General features: G+C 60.8%; 13 protein-coding genes and 3 tRNA genes. 7 read left to right on the plus strand and 9 right to left on the minus strand.

What is annotated here, in order from left to right:
* Positions 1–33: 33 nt before the first annotated feature.
* Together ISP18_RS03335 and ppsR are read right to left on the minus strand one after the other, a co-directional pair.
* The gene (locus ISP18_RS03335) at positions 34–498 is read right to left on the minus strand and encodes a DUF1249 domain-containing protein (protein WP_380017005.1); all 465 of its coding nucleotides are present in this window, start codon (positions 496–498) and stop codon (positions 34–36) included.
* Between the two features lie 19 nt (positions 499–517).
* Positions 518–1,333, minus strand: coding sequence for a posphoenolpyruvate synthetase regulatory kinase/phosphorylase PpsR (gene ppsR / locus ISP18_RS03340; protein ID WP_380017007.1), 816 nt, complete (start codon positions 1,331–1,333; stop codon positions 518–520).
* 224 nt (positions 1,334–1,557) lie between these two features.
* Here ppsR and ppsA point away from each other — a divergent pair, with 224 nt between their 5' ends.
* From ppsA to ISP18_RS03360, 4 genes are all read left to right on the plus strand, one after another.
* Positions 1,558–3,933: a phosphoenolpyruvate synthase gene (gene ppsA, locus ISP18_RS03345; RefSeq protein WP_380017009.1), complete on the plus strand. Its 2,376-nt coding sequence runs from the start codon at positions 1,558–1,560 to the stop codon at positions 3,931–3,933.
* A gap of 115 nt (positions 3,934–4,048) precedes the next feature.
* Positions 4,049–4,747 (plus strand): signal peptidase I, encoded by a 699-nt coding sequence (lepB, locus tag ISP18_RS03350; RefSeq protein WP_380017011.1) that lies wholly within the window; start codon positions 4,049–4,051, stop codon positions 4,745–4,747.
* Between the two features lie 73 nt (positions 4,748–4,820).
* Positions 4,821–4,910: transfer RNA gene (locus tag ISP18_RS03355), tRNA-Ser, on the plus strand.
* 342 nt (positions 4,911–5,252) lie between these two features.
* Positions 5,253–5,954 (plus strand): PP2C family protein-serine/threonine phosphatase, encoded by a 702-nt coding sequence (locus ISP18_RS03360; RefSeq protein WP_380017013.1) that lies wholly within the window; start codon positions 5,253–5,255, stop codon positions 5,952–5,954.
* A gap of 51 nt (positions 5,955–6,005) precedes the next feature.
* On the opposite strand, the gene dnaQ is transcribed toward ISP18_RS03360, so the two are convergent.
* From dnaQ to ISP18_RS03375, 3 genes are read right to left on the minus strand one after another with little or no spacing between them, the layout of a single operon-like run.
* Positions 6,006–6,725 (minus strand): DNA polymerase III subunit epsilon, encoded by a 720-nt coding sequence (gene dnaQ, locus ISP18_RS03365; protein ID WP_380017015.1) that lies wholly within the window; start codon positions 6,723–6,725, stop codon positions 6,006–6,008.
* Positions 6,722–7,165 carry a ribonuclease HI gene (gene rnhA / locus ISP18_RS03370; RefSeq protein ID WP_380017017.1) on the minus strand — a complete coding sequence of 148 codons (444 nt, stop codon included), beginning with the start codon at positions 7,163–7,165 and terminating at the stop codon, positions 6,722–6,724. Before rnhA ends, dnaQ begins: the two co-directional genes overlap by 4 nt.
* 45 nt (positions 7,166–7,210) lie before the next feature.
* Positions 7,211–7,888, minus strand: a complete 678-nt coding sequence (locus ISP18_RS03375) for a methyltransferase domain-containing protein (protein ID WP_380017019.1) — start codon at positions 7,886–7,888, stop codon at positions 7,211–7,213.
* Positions 7,889–8,152: 264 nt separating this feature from the next.
* On the opposite strand from ISP18_RS03375, the gene gloB reads away from it, so the two are divergent.
* From gloB to ISP18_RS03390, 3 genes are all read left to right on the plus strand, one after another.
* On the plus strand, positions 8,153–8,917 hold the full coding sequence (gloB, locus tag ISP18_RS03380) for a hydroxyacylglutathione hydrolase (RefSeq protein ID WP_380017021.1): 765 nt from the start codon (positions 8,153–8,155) through the stop codon (positions 8,915–8,917).
* Positions 8,914–10,134 carry a LysM peptidoglycan-binding domain-containing protein gene (locus ISP18_RS03385; RefSeq protein ID WP_380017023.1) on the plus strand — a complete coding sequence of 407 codons (1,221 nt, stop codon included), beginning with the start codon at positions 8,914–8,916 and terminating at the stop codon, positions 10,132–10,134. The genes gloB and ISP18_RS03385 overlap by 4 nt, the downstream gene beginning before the upstream one ends.
* Positions 10,135–10,233: 99 nt before the next feature.
* Positions 10,234–11,016 carry an enoyl-ACP reductase FabI gene (locus ISP18_RS03390; protein WP_380017025.1) on the plus strand — a complete coding sequence of 261 codons (783 nt, stop codon included), beginning with the start codon at positions 10,234–10,236 and terminating at the stop codon, positions 11,014–11,016.
* Positions 11,017–11,075: 59 nt separating this feature from the next.
* Here the strand turns inward: ISP18_RS03390 and ISP18_RS03395 are convergent, their stop codons facing one another.
* The 4 genes from ISP18_RS03395 to ISP18_RS03410 all read right to left on the minus strand — a co-directional run bounded on the left by ISP18_RS03395 (position 11,076) and on the right by ISP18_RS03410 (position 13,515).
* Positions 11,076–12,983: a SurA N-terminal domain-containing protein gene (locus tag ISP18_RS03395; protein ID WP_380017027.1), complete on the minus strand. Its 1,908-nt coding sequence runs from the start codon at positions 12,981–12,983 to the stop codon at positions 11,076–11,078.
* A gap of 83 nt (positions 12,984–13,066) precedes the next feature.
* Positions 13,067–13,143 (minus strand) — tRNA-Asp (locus ISP18_RS03400).
* 6 nt (positions 13,144–13,149) lie between these two features.
* Positions 13,150–13,224: transfer RNA gene (locus ISP18_RS03405), tRNA-Val, on the minus strand.
* A gap of 18 nt (positions 13,225–13,242) precedes the next feature.
* Positions 13,243–13,515, minus strand: a complete 273-nt coding sequence (locus tag ISP18_RS03410; protein WP_188792388.1) for an HU family DNA-binding protein — start codon at positions 13,513–13,515, stop codon at positions 13,243–13,245.
* Positions 13,516–13,571: the final 56 nt, after the last annotated feature.

Raw genomic sequence — 13,571 nt, forward strand, 5'->3', positions numbered from 1 at the left:
GCCCGTTTTCCGGGCTCCCTTTCCCGATGATTGCTACTTTGGCACCCGTTCCAGCGTGCCCGCCGAATGCCCCTGCTCGGCCAGATATTCCAGCCAGCGCGTAAGAAAACTATTCATCTGCAGCCGATGCTGGAACACCGAATGTGCCGGCGGAAACGGCCCCAGCACCTGCCACAGGTGGCGGCCCGGATGGCAATGCAACGCCTCGGCCACATGCGCGTCGCTGTACATACGCAACTGCGCGGACGGCGCGCGGCGCCCAGTCTGGACATCGAGGAAACCGTAGGTGAGCTCCAGTTCCACCGTGTACGGGTGGCGTTCCTGCAGCACCAAATGCACCGGCAGGCCATCGTCGACATCCGATACATAGTCGCCCAGCTCCAACTGCTGCGGCGCGAACAGGCGCGTCAGCCGATGATAGTTCTCGGCATACAACCCCATCAGGAACTCGAAGCGTCCTGGTAGCAAGGCGGTGCGGCGGTCGAGTACGGCGCTCATAAGGTTGGGGGTGGCTCCTTCAATACATGGTTTTTTCGATACCGAACTGATCGAGGATTTTGCTCGCAATCTCTTCGATCGAAACGTGCGTGGTGTTGAGATATCCAATGCTGCCCTGGCGCATCAACCGATCGGCCTGTTCCAGCTCCCAGCGGCATTGCTTTAGGGTCGCATATCGGCTGCCCGGGCGTCGCTCTTCGCGAATCTGCGCCAGGCGCTGGGGTTCGATGGTGAGGCCGAACAGGCGATGCTTGTAAGGGCGCAGGCGCGCCGGGAGCTCGAGCTTTTCCAGATCCTCCTCGGTCAGAGGGTAATTGGCGGCACACACACCGTAATGCAAGGCCATGTACAGACAGGTGGGCGTTTTGCCTGAGCGCGACACGCCGATCAGGATCAGGTCCGCCTGCGCGTAATCCACCGACAGTCCGTCGTCATGGCTGAGCGCGTAGTTGGTGGCGTTGATGCGCGCCTCGTATTTGGCGAAATCCACCAAGCCGTGAGAACGGTTCACCGCGCCGGAATGGCGCGTACCCAACTCATCTTCAAGCGGACCGATGAACGGCGCGAATACGTCCAGCATCAGCGCGCCGCTGGTAGCCACGATCTCGCACAGCGCCGGATCAGCCATGGTGTTGACCACGATAGGCCGTTGCCCGCTTTGCGCATACCGCGTCTTGATGCGCAGCGCGGCATTCTCCGCTTTCTGCGCATTGTCGATGAACGGCAGGCGATGCTTTTCGAACTGCACCCCTTCGAACTGGGCAAGAATGCTGTTCCCGATCGTCTCGGCCGTAATACCAGTGGAATCGGAAATGAAAAAAACTGAGCGTTGCATGCGTATTCCGTGGGCTATCCGGATCCTTGCTTTGCACCATAACCCATGCATGAAGCCGTGTCTTTGTTTGACTTTGGCCTGACTGGTATGCAGGTGGCGCGGCGCGCGACGGCAATGGTCTTCTTGTGCCGCGCACCATCGACAGCGGACAATACCAGTCTTGCGCAGCCGGTTTTGTCCCCGCGCCGCCCCCGCTTTTCCATTGAGCTCTTGAGGAGACTCCCTTGAACGATCTGGTGCTTTGGCTTGACCAATTGCGCATGACAGACCTTGGCAAAGTCGGCGGCAAGAATGCGTCGCTTGGCGAAATGATCGGCAATCTCGCCCAACTTGGGGTGTCGGTACCCGGCGGCTTCGCCACCACTGCGGATGCATTCCAGCAGTACCTCGAAAAAAGCGGTCTGTCCAAGCGCATTGCCGATCGCCTGGCCACGCTGGACGTCGACGACGTGGATGAATTGGTCAAAGGCGGCAAGGAAATCCGCGGCTGGATCGTCGACACCGCCCTGCCCGCCGAACTCGAGCAAGCTATCCGCGACGCCTACGTCAAGCTGTGCAAGGACGCAGGCGCCGAGAACATCGCGGTGGCTGTGCGTTCCTCCGCTACCGCCGAAGATCTGCCGGATGCTTCGTTCGCTGGCCAGCAGGAAACCTTCCTCAACGTGGTCGGCATCGACGATGTCTTGCACAAGGTGAAGGAAGTCTTCGCCTCGCTCTACAACGACCGCGCTATCGCCTACCGCGTGCATCAGGGTTTCAAGCACGAAGACGTGTTCCTCTCCGCCGGCGTGCAGTTGATGGTGCGCTCCGATGTTGGCGCGTCCGGCGTGCTGTTCACGCTCGACACCGAATCCGGCTTTCGCGAGGTGGTCTTCGTCACCGGCAGCTACGGCCTCGGCGAAATGGTGGTGCAAGGCGCGGTAAATCCGGATGAGTTCTACGTGTTCAAGCCCACGCTGAAAGCTGGCAAACCTGCCGTATTGCGCCGCAGCCTGGGCGCCAAGCAGCAGCGCATGGTGTATTCGGATAAACCGGGGGAGCGCGTGCGCATCGAGGAAACGTCTGCCATCGACCGCAACCGTTTCTGCATCACTGATGAGGATGTGCAGGAACTGGCCAAGCAGGCGTTGGTGATTGAACAGCACTACAAGCGCCCGATGGATATCGAATGGGCGAAGGACGGCCACACTGGCAAGCTATACATCGTGCAAGCACGTCCGGAAACGGTGAAGTCGCGTGCGCATGCCACGCAGCTCGAACGCTTTCATCTCAACGAAAAAGGCAAGGTGCTGGCGGAAGGTCGTGCCATCGGCCAGAAAATCGGCAGCGGCAAGGCGCGCGTGATCCGCTCACTGTCCGATATGAACAAAGTGCAGCAAGGCGACGTGCTGATCGCCGACATGACCGACCCGGATTGGGAGCCGGTGATGAAGCGCGCCTCGGCCATCGTCACCAATCGCGGCGGCCGCACCTGTCATGCCGCGATCATCGCGCGTGAACTGGGCGTGCCCGCGGTGGTCGGCACCGGCAATGCGCTGGAGACTATTCCAGATGGTCATGACGTGACCGTCTCCTGCGCCGAAGGCGACACCGGCACGATCTACGAAGGCCAGCTTAAGTTCGATCGCGTCACCGCCGACCTCGGCGACATGCCCGAAGCCCCGCTCAAGATCATGATGAACGTCGCCAACCCGGAGCGCGCGTTCGATTTTGGCATGCTGCCCAACGCCGGCATCGGCCTGGCGCGCCTGGAAATGATCATCGCCAGCCACATCGGCGTGCATCCGAAGGCGCTGCTGGAATACAACAAACAGGATGCTGAAACCAAGGCGAGAATCGATGCGCGCATAGCCGGCTACAAGGATCCGGTGAGCTTCTACGTCGATCGCCTTGCCGAAGGCATCGCCACCATTGCCGCTTCGGTGTATCCCAAACCGGTAATCGTGCGCCTGTCGGATTTCAAGTCCAACGAATACGCCAACCTGCTTGGTGGCCAACGCTATGAGCCGCACGAAGAAAATCCGATGATCGGCTACCGCGGCGCCAGTCGCTACGTCGATGCAGGATTCGCCGAATCATTCGGTCTGGAATGCAAGGCCGTCAAGTACGTACGCGAAGTAATGGGGCTCACCAATGTGTGGGTGATGATTCCGTTCGTGCGCACGCTCGGCGAAGGCCGCAAAGTGGTCGAGGTGCTGGCCAAGAACGGGCTCAAGCAAGGTGAGCATGAACTCAAGATCATCATGATGTGCGAGCTGCCGTCGAACGCGCTGCTGGCGGACGAATTCCTCGATATCTTCGACGGTTTCTCGATCGGCTCTAACGATCTCACCCAGCTAACGCTGGGACTGGATCGCGATTCCAGCGTGGTCGCGCATCTGTTCGACGAACGCGATCCGGCGGTAAAGAAGCTGCTGGCGATGGCGATCAAGACCGCACGTGCGCGTGGCAAGTACGTGGGTATCTGCGGACAGGGTCCGTCCGATCATCCGGACCTGGCCGAATGGCTGATGGACCAGGGCATCGAATCGGTGTCGCTCAATCCGGATACCGTGGTCGATACTTGGCTGCGGCTGGCTAAAAAGAAAGCTGCGGTATAAGCAGTAACGGGGCGATGGCAACATCGCCCTGTTTGTTTTTGGGCGTCAGAAACTTGGCCGCATCCTGGATGTCCATTCCTCGCGGGAATCTGTCCCGCAGGCCAAGGAGTACGCCATGCGCTACATGTTGTCCTTGTTATCCAGGAATAAAGGCTTCATCGTCTTCATGCTCGGCATGCTGATGTTCCGCAGCGCGCTGGCCGACTGGAACGTGGTGCCCACGGGCTCGATGCAGCCCACCATCCAAATCGGCGATCGCATTGTGGTCGACAAAGCCGCCTACGACATCCGCGTACCGTTCACCCATGTATCGCTCGTCCACCTGGCCGATCCGCAGCGCGGCGACATCGTCGTGCTCGATTCACATACCGCCAACGAGCGACTGGTCAAGCGCGTGATCGGCCTCCCCGGCGACGAAGTAGCCATGCGCGACAACGTGCTCTACGTTAACGGTGTCGCTGCCCGCTACTCACCCGCTGCCGCCAGTGGCATCCACGACGATCTTGAAGATCCGGCTCGCTATGAAGTCGAGCGATTTGGCGCCATGCAGCACCTCATCCGCCTTTCGCTCTACCGCCCAAGCGAAGCGCGCGATTTCGGCCCTGCGGTCGTGCCGGCCGGCCAGTACCTGCTGCTGGGTGACAACCGCGACAACAGCCTCGACTCGCGCTACCTGGGCTTCTTCCCACGCAAGGAGATCGTCGGACGTTCCCGCTACGTGGCGCTGTCGCTGGATCCCAACCACTACTACCTACCCCGAACCCAGCGCTTGGCGGCCCGGCTCGACGGCACTCCTGCTCCCAGGCCCGAATAACCCCGAAGCCAGTTGTCACAGCCCCTGCCAGCACGTATCATTTCCGGCTCGCGCGACCAAGACGCACCGTTTCGGAGAGGTGGCAGAGTGGTCGAATGTACCTGACTCGAAATCAGGCGTACGTGTAAGCGTACCGTGGGTTCGAATCCCACCCTCTCCGCCACTCACAAAAGAACGCCCCTCGTGGGCGTTTTTTTGTGAGTGGCGGAGAGGGGTGGCCTGATGAGAACCCATATGGTTCGACAAATTTGTCAGGAACAAATTTGGACAGCCGCAGGCTGGCCCCGGAACGCGCAGCGCGGATGGGTGAGGCCCATGGATGGGCCGAACAATCCCACCCGATATCTCGCAATATTCGTCAAAAGCGCGTTTAACGCCCTTCGGGTCGTTTTAATAGTGGTGGAGAGGATGATTCGCCACATAGCGATGTAAATCTTTCACATAGAATTTTTTGCGCCACGCCTCAGCATCCGGCATGCTGCGCGCACCCACCCGGCGGATGCTCATGATCGAATTCGGACACGGAACCCATGTCGGTTTGCGCCGCACGCGCAACGAAGACACCTACTATGCCGATGCGGCGCTTGGCCTGTTCCTGGTCGCCGACGGCATGGGTGGACATCAGCATGGTGAGGTGGCTTCTGCGCTGGCGCGAGACGCCATCGCGGAATCGGTGCGCAGGGGAAAATCATTGGCGGAAGCCGTGCACGGCGCTGCCTCACGACTGCTGGAACATGCGCAACGCTATGACGACGCCCTGCCGATGGGTACTACTGTCGCCGCCATCCGTTTTTCTGAGCAGGACTACGAAGTGGCTTGGGTGGGCGACAGCCGCATCTATCAATGGAAGGACGGCTTGCGGCAGATCAGCCACGATCATTCGCTAGTGCAGCGCCTGGTCGAAGCCGGGGCGATCGATGAGGCGCAGGCCAAGCGCCATCCGCAGCGCAATATCCTCACGCAGGCCTTGGGTATCACCGCGCTTGAGCAGTTGCATATCAGCATGGCGAAGGGCCGGCTCGAATCCGGCGTGAGCTTTCTGGTGTGCAGCGATGGGCTTACCGAAGAAGTGAATGACAGCCGCATCGAAACGATCCTCGCCCGTCGCGATCTGGCGGCGCAGGAATGCCTCGATCACTTGTTGCTCGCCGCGCTGGAAAGCGGCGGCAGCGACAACATCACGGCGATACTGGCGCGGATTCACTAGTGCGCTGATGCTCTCGCGCAGGTTGGCGCAGTCGAACGCCAATCCATCCAGCTACGCTTCCAACTCCTGCTTGCGCCATATCGATTGTCCACCCGCGCTTTTGTCCAGCGCATCCAATCGCTGCAGATGCGCACCAAGTTCATCTTCGCTGGCGCGCAGCACGCGTGGCCGGCGTGCCAGTACCACGGGTGTAATCACAGCACGTGCGCCGCTGGTTTCCGTACCGCCGTCGAAGCCGAGATCCAGCCCAACCTGGCCGGACGTCATCGCCAGATAGACGTCCGCCAGCAACTGCGCGTCGATCAGGCCGCCGTGCAGATCGCGCGCTGAGTTGTCGACGCCGAGACGTTTGCACAACGCATCCAGGCTGTTGCGCTGGCCCGGATACCGTTCGCGCGCCATCGCCAGCGTATCCAGCACGTTGCAGCGATCGGCGATGCTGCCGTAATGAGCACCGGCCTGCGCGAGTTCGGCATTGAGGAAGCCGACGTCGAAGGCCGCGTTATGAATGATCAGCTCTGCGCCGTCGATAAAGGCCAGGAATTCATCCACGATCTCTTTGAAGCGCGGCTTGTCGAGCAGGAATTCGTCCGCGATGCCGGTGACTTCGCGTGCACCTTCATCGATCGCGCGCTCGGGATTGAGATAGGTCTGGTAGTTACGTCCGGTAAGGCGACGCTCGACCATTTCGACGCAAGCGATTTCGATGAGGCGATGTCCCTGACGTACTTCCAGGCCAGTGGTTTCGGTATCGAGAACGATCTGTCTCATGCCAATTTCCTGAATTGTTCGGCTTGCTCGCGTGCGGCCTGATCCACGCGCTCGTTTTCATCGTGTCCGCTGTGGCCGCGCACCCATTGCCAGCGAACTTTGTGCGGGGCCGCTGCGGTCGACAATCGCTCCCACAGATCCTGGTTTTTGACCGGTTTTTTGTCCGCGGTGCGCCAGCCGTTGCTGATCCAGCGCGGCACCCATTCCTCGATGCCTTGCATGACGTAACGGGAATCGGTGGTGACCACCACCTGGCACGGGCGCTTGAGCGCCTCAAGCGCCTGGATGGCTGCGAGCAGCTCCATGCGGTTGTTGGTGGTCTGCGCTTCGCCGCCGCTCAGCAATCGCTCGGTGCCCTTGGCTCTCAACAGGGCCGCCCATCCTCCCGGGCCAGGATTGCCGAGGCATGCACCATCGGTAAACGCTTCCACTTCCGCCACGCGTTCTGCTCCGTTTCTTTGCTGTTAGTTCTTGCAGGCAATCGCTCAACTTACCGAGCTGCGGCGCGCACCAGGCGCCAGGCCGGCTCGCACCGGCGCCGTCACTGGCTTGGGACGCAGCCGCGTCGGCGCGCTCGCCGGGCCTTTCTTGCGGGCGACTAGCACGTAGCCGCCGCCGAGCCAGCCGGGTAGCTTACCGGTCGAATTCGTGGATAGCGGCAACAGCTGGCCCACGCGCTGCACGCGCTCCACTTGCACTTCCGCGCGGCGTAAGCGCGCCGCGAGCTGAATAGGCGATCTTGCATGCGTCTCGCTGCCGCGCGTTCGCCACAACCACCAGGGTGTCCATCCGCTCAACGGATTGACTCCGGTAAGCACCAACAGCCCACCCGGCGCCAGTACGCGCACGATCTCGTTCAGCGGTAACGGAGCCAACTCCAACGCGTGACGCAGCAGGATCAGGTCGAACGCACCGTCCGTGAACGGCAGCGGCTCGTCGGCGCTGGCGCATACATCGCCCCGAAGTCGCCCTTCAGCGAGCCGCAGCGTGATCCATTGACCCAGGTAAGGCGGGTTCGGCGGCGCATCGTCCGCTGCAGCGGAGACCAGCAAGGCGCGAGTGCCTGCGCAGCGACGGACGTCGGGCATGTAAGCCACCGTCTCATCGGCCAGCAGATGACGCATGGGCGCACTTGCATAGATGTCCTGGGCGCGCTGTCGCATCTACTGAAGGCCTGTCGGAAGCATGTGCACAGAGTTTAGCCGTTGGCTCCACAAAGACGAACCATGCCTCAACGGCATTCGAACGATATTTCGATTAACGCTTATCTAACGATCTTGGGACGCCATGGGTCTTATAGTCGGCCCTCTTGCGCAAGCCGGACGCCTGCGCCAGTCGATACGAAGGATGCTCCGATCGTTCTGCATGGACGGCGTGAAAAGCCCCAGGCAGCGTGATCGGCGTGTCCGCAACAGCGGAGATCGCCCTTGCACGTCGTACCGTTACCGGCGCTTGCCGACAACTACATCTGGCTGCTGCACGATGACAACGGTCACGCGATCGTGGTCGACCCCGGCGAAGTCGAACCGGTCGAGGCCGCCCTGCGCGCGCGCAAGCTGACGTTGTGCGCGATCTTGCTGACGCATCATCACAACGACCATATCGGCGGTGCCGGCGCACTGCGCGAGGCGCACGACGTGCCGGTGTATGCACCCGACGACGCGCGCATCGCAGTGGCGACACATCGCGTGTTGGATGGCGACACGCTGAAGCTCGAACTACCTTCGGCGCACTTCCAGGTGATCGCGGTGCCAGGACATACGCTCAGCCATATCGTGTACGCCAGCGAAGACGTACTGCTCTGTGGCGATACGTTGTTCAGCCTCGGCTGTGGCCGGCTGTTCGAAGGCACGCCCGCGCAGATGCTGTCCTCGCTGCAGCGCCTGGCTGCGTTGCCCGGCGACCTACTGGTCTGCTGCGGCCACGAGTACACAGCCGCCAACGGCCGCTTCGCACAAACCGTGGAACCGGACAATGCTGCGCTCAAGCAACGTGTGGATGAAGTCGCGCGTCTGCGCGCCCAGCATCAACCAAGCGTGCCTGCCACGTTATCGAGCGAACTGGCCTGCAATCCCTTCATGCGCGTAAACAGTGAAGGCGTGATTGATTGGTGCCGCCAGCATGGTGCGGCCAATGACCCGATCACGCGCTTCGCCGCATTGCGCTCCGCCAAGGACGCATTCCGAGCATGAAGCACACACGACGACTACTCCCCGTTGCTTTGGCATCGTTATTGGCCGCGTGCGCCACGCCGCCCGCAAACAAGCCGGTACCGACGCCGGCAACGATCACGCCACCACCTGCTCCCACGCCGTCCATGCCTTCACCACAAGTGGCGGTACCGTCCGTGACGCCCGACGTGACGACCAACAATGTCTGGGACAAATTGCGCGGCAGTTTTGCCATGTCCGATTGCGATGCTGACCCGCAGATCATGGTATGGGCGCATCGCTATACGCAAAACCCGCAACGCTTCGAAGCGCAGATGAGCGACGCGCTGCCGCAAATCGTCTATGTGCAGCAAGCCGCGGAAAAATATGACGTGGCCGGCGAATTCGTACTGCTGCCGTGGGTGGAAAGCCAATTCCGGCCCGTGCCCGGTCGTCGCAATCTGCCTGCAGGCATGTGGCAGCTCGTGCAAAGCACAGCGCGCGTGATGGGCCTGCACGTGGACCACAGCTATGACGGTCGGCTGGATACATCCGCCTCCACCGACGGCGTGATGCGCATGCTGCACGACTACCACAATCAGCTACATGACTGGCGGCTGGTCGACTATGCATTCAATCGCGGCGAATTCGGTGTGCAGCGACTCGTGCAGCAACATGGCACACCGCCGGACGAACCGGCGATTCCCAAACTTCCGGTACCGCGCATTACGCGCGAACACCTCACTAAATTGCTTGCGATCTCCTGCGTAGTGCGCGATCCGTCCCGTTTCAATGTCGAACTGCCCTCGCTTCCGGCCGATCAGCATCTGGAAACTGTGCAAGTAAGCCACGGCATGACCCTGTCCAACGCCGCCGGTCACGCCGGCATGGAAACCGGTGATCTGAAGCGGCTGAATCCGGCGCTGCAAGGTGAATTCCTGAGTACGGATGCGCCCGGACATTTGCTGCTGCCGCGGCGCAATGCCGAACAACTGCGCAATGCGATGCAGATCGCCAACGATCAGGACATGACGGCCAGCGTTTCCGACAACATCCCCTTGCTGACCACGCATGCCGACAAGTCGGAGAACGACACGAAAGCCGACTCGTCCCATCGTGCCAGAACGCACGTGGTGCGTTCCGGCGAAAGCCTCTGGCAGATCGCACGCAATTATTCGATGAGCGTCAGCACGCTCGAACGTCTCAATCATCTGCATGGCAAGGCGTTGAAGCCCGGCCAGGTGCTTAAACTGGATTAGCCAGCCAAACCCGCACTGATACTCGCCGCAGCACATAGGAAAACCCGCTGCTAAACTCCGCTTGCCGCATTCGCGGTGCGTGAACTTGGGAGGCGGCGCATGGGTTTCCTTCACGGCAAGCGTGCATTGATCACCGGCATCGCCAGCCAACGCTCGATCGCCTGGGGCATCGCCAACGCCATGCATCGCGAAGGCGCGCAGCTCGCCTTCACTTATCCGAACGAACGCATGAAGGATCGGGTGGACGAAGCGGCCAATGCGTTCGGCTCCAACCTGGTGTTGCCTTGCGATGTCAGCGACGATGCGCAGATCGAGCAATTGTTCGCCACGCTCACCAAGCATTGGGACAGCCTGGACATCCTGGTGCACTCAATCGGCTTCGCGCCACGCGAGGCCATCCAGGGCGAATTCTTGGATGGACTTACGCGCGAGAACTTCGCTATGGCGCATGACATTTCCAGTTACAGCCTCGCTGCGCTGGCCAAGGCCGCACGGCCCATGATGGTAGGGCGCAATGGCGCCATTCTTACTCTTACCTATCTTGGCGCGGAACGCGCGCTCAATAACTACAACGTCATGGGTTTGGCCAAGGCGAGCCTCGAGGCGAACGTACGCTACCTCGCCTTCAATCTCGGGCCCGAAACCACCCGCGTCAACGCGATTTCCGCCGGGCCAATCAAGACGCTTGCCGCCGCCGGGATCGCCAACTTCCGCAAGATGCTCGAACACGTGGAACAGCACGCGCCGCTTCGACGCAGCGTGACGATCGACGAAGTTGGCAATGTGGGGGCTTTCCTATGCTCCGACCTTGCTTCAGGCATAACCGGCGAAATCACCTATGTGGATGCGGGCTACAATATTCTCGGCATGACCGGCGTTTGATCCAACAAAAAAAGCGGCCCTTAAGAGCCGCCTTTTTCGCAAATCACACCCACTGCTGATTACATGCGGTCTTTGGCAATCTCGATCTTGGTCTTGGCCTTGAGCATATCGACGAAACCCTGCGTTTCGACACCGCCGTAAGCCTGCACCATCTGACGATAAAGCTGCTGACGATCATCGGCAGTCATCTTGGAAAGATCGCCGGCTTCAACTTTGTCAACGGCCAGCACAGCATACGTGCCGTGATCCAGCGCCACATTGGCGTACTGCGGTTTGCCGTCGGCGACGGGATGCGGTGTCTTGAACGCCTGCGTCAGCACCGGCGGCGGCACGCCCGGCTGCACGCGCTGCACCTGGTTCACGCTCTGCAGATCGGCATGCTCGGCCTTGGCCAGCGCAACGATGTCCTCGCCCTTGCTCAAGCGCTGCACCAGCACCTCAGCCTTCTTGCTCGCGGTTTCGGCGATGCGCTCGTCGAGAATCTTCTGCACAATCGCATCGTGGACTTCGGCAACCGACTTGGCCGATGCGGGGACATGCTTGTTGACGCGCACGACTACCGAGTCAGTCTTGTCGAGGTTGATCAATGCGGAATTGTTGCCAGCGGCGAGCACGTCATTGGAGAACGAGGCGGCCACTACCTTGGGATTGGCGGCGATGCCCTGCCCGCCTTCACGGCTGATCAGCGGCGTTTCCTTGATCTGTAGATTCAGCGCCTGCGCCGCCGGTTCCAGCGAGCCCGGATTCTGCGAGGTGAGATCGGTCATCTTGCCCGCAGTTTCGTTGTACACGCGGTCGCGCTCGCCTGTCGTTGCTTCCTTCAGCAACTGGCCGCGAACCTCTTCGAACGGCTTGGTCTGGCCGCTGCGAATGTCGCGCAGGTAGATGATGTGGTAGCCCTCATCCGACAGCACTGGCTTGGAAATCTGCCCTTTTTGCAGCGCGAACATCGCCGCATCGAAGGCGGGATTGGTCACACCCTTCTGCAGCCAGCCCAAGTCACCGCCCTGCAGCTTGGAACCCAGGTCGTCCGAATTCTGCTGCGCCAGCTTGGTGAAATTGGCCGGCGCGGCTTCGGCGGCAATCTTGTCGGCCTTCTCTAGCGCGGCCTTCTGCTGCGCAGGTGTAGCGTTCTTGGGCACGTTGATCAGGATGTGCGAAACCTCGCGTTCTTCCGGCATGCCGAAACGCGACAGTTCCTGCTGGTAACGCTTCTTCAATTCTTCATCGGTGGGCTGTGTGTCGGCTTTCAAATCCGCGCCGTTCACCTCGATGTATTTCAGCGACACCTGCTCAGGATTCATGAAATCCGCCTGGTGCGCCTTGTAGTAATCCTGCACCTGCGCATCCGTCACCTGGCTGTCTTCGGGCGCCGGGCGCGGTAGCACGAAATAACGGATGTCGCGGCGCTGCAATTTGATGCCGAGATAACGATCGATATCGGCAGGCGTCACGATGGTGCTGCCAGTGACTGCATCCTGCAGCAGGCTGCCTTCCAGCGAGGTGCGCAGGTTGTCCTGGTACATCTGCGGCGTCATGCCCGCGCCAGCCAGCTGCGCGCGATACATGTTGCCGTCGAACTTGCCATCGATCTGGAACGCCGGCTGCGACGCAATTGCGTCGCGCAACGCCTGATCGGAAACGCGCATGCCAAGGTCTTCATTGGCTTGCAGCAGCAACTGCTGGCTAACCAGCTCGTCCAGTACCTGCTGCTTGAACTCGGGTTTGTCGAACAGGCTCGCGTCGAACTGATCGCCCATCTGCGCACGCTGCTGCTGGCGGATGCGGTTGATCGTGTCCTGATACTGCTGCTGGCCGACTTCGCGCTTGCCGACCTTGGCCACGAAGGTTTCGATGTGCGAGTTGAAGTAACCCTCGATACCAAAGAACGACATGGCAAATACGGCGACGCCCAGCACGATGATGGCCGGCCATCCTTGCATCTTGTCGCGTAGTGACTGCAGCATGGGTTGTTCCCGCGATGATATTTTGCGCGTTGCCGCGCGTGACCTAAACGACAAGGGCGCCACGGGGGCGCCCTTGCAAACCGTGGCGGAGCGGACGGGACTCGAACCCGCGACCTCCGGCGTGACAGGCCAGCATTCTAACCGACTGAACTACCGCTCCACGTTCTGGTGGGTGCTGTAGGGATCGAACCTACGACCCTCGCCTTGTAAGGGCGACGCTCTACCGCTGAGCTAAGCACCCCGGACCCTAGCGGGCCGCTTAGTTTAGGGCGTCCTTGAGCGTCTTGCCAGCCTTGAAGGCCGGAACCTTGGACGCGGCGATCTTGATCTCCTCGTTCGTGCGGGGGTTACGGCCGGTACGGGCGGCGCGGCTGCGCACGGTGAAGGTACCGAAGCCGACGACCGAGACGTCGTCGCCGTTCTGCAGAGCCTTCTGCACGGTCTCGAAGAACGCTTCGAGTGCACGGCCCGCGTCAGCCTTGGTCAGTTCGGCTTTTTCGGCGACGGCATTGATCAGATCGGTTTTATTCATTGAGTTACTCCCTTAAACAGGTATTCGGCCCGCGGCAAGATTGGGAATGGGACAAC

It is taken from the genome of Dyella humi (assembly GCF_044904605.1).
Lineage (GTDB): Bacteria > Pseudomonadota > Gammaproteobacteria > Xanthomonadales > Rhodanobacteraceae > Dyella_B > Dyella_B humi.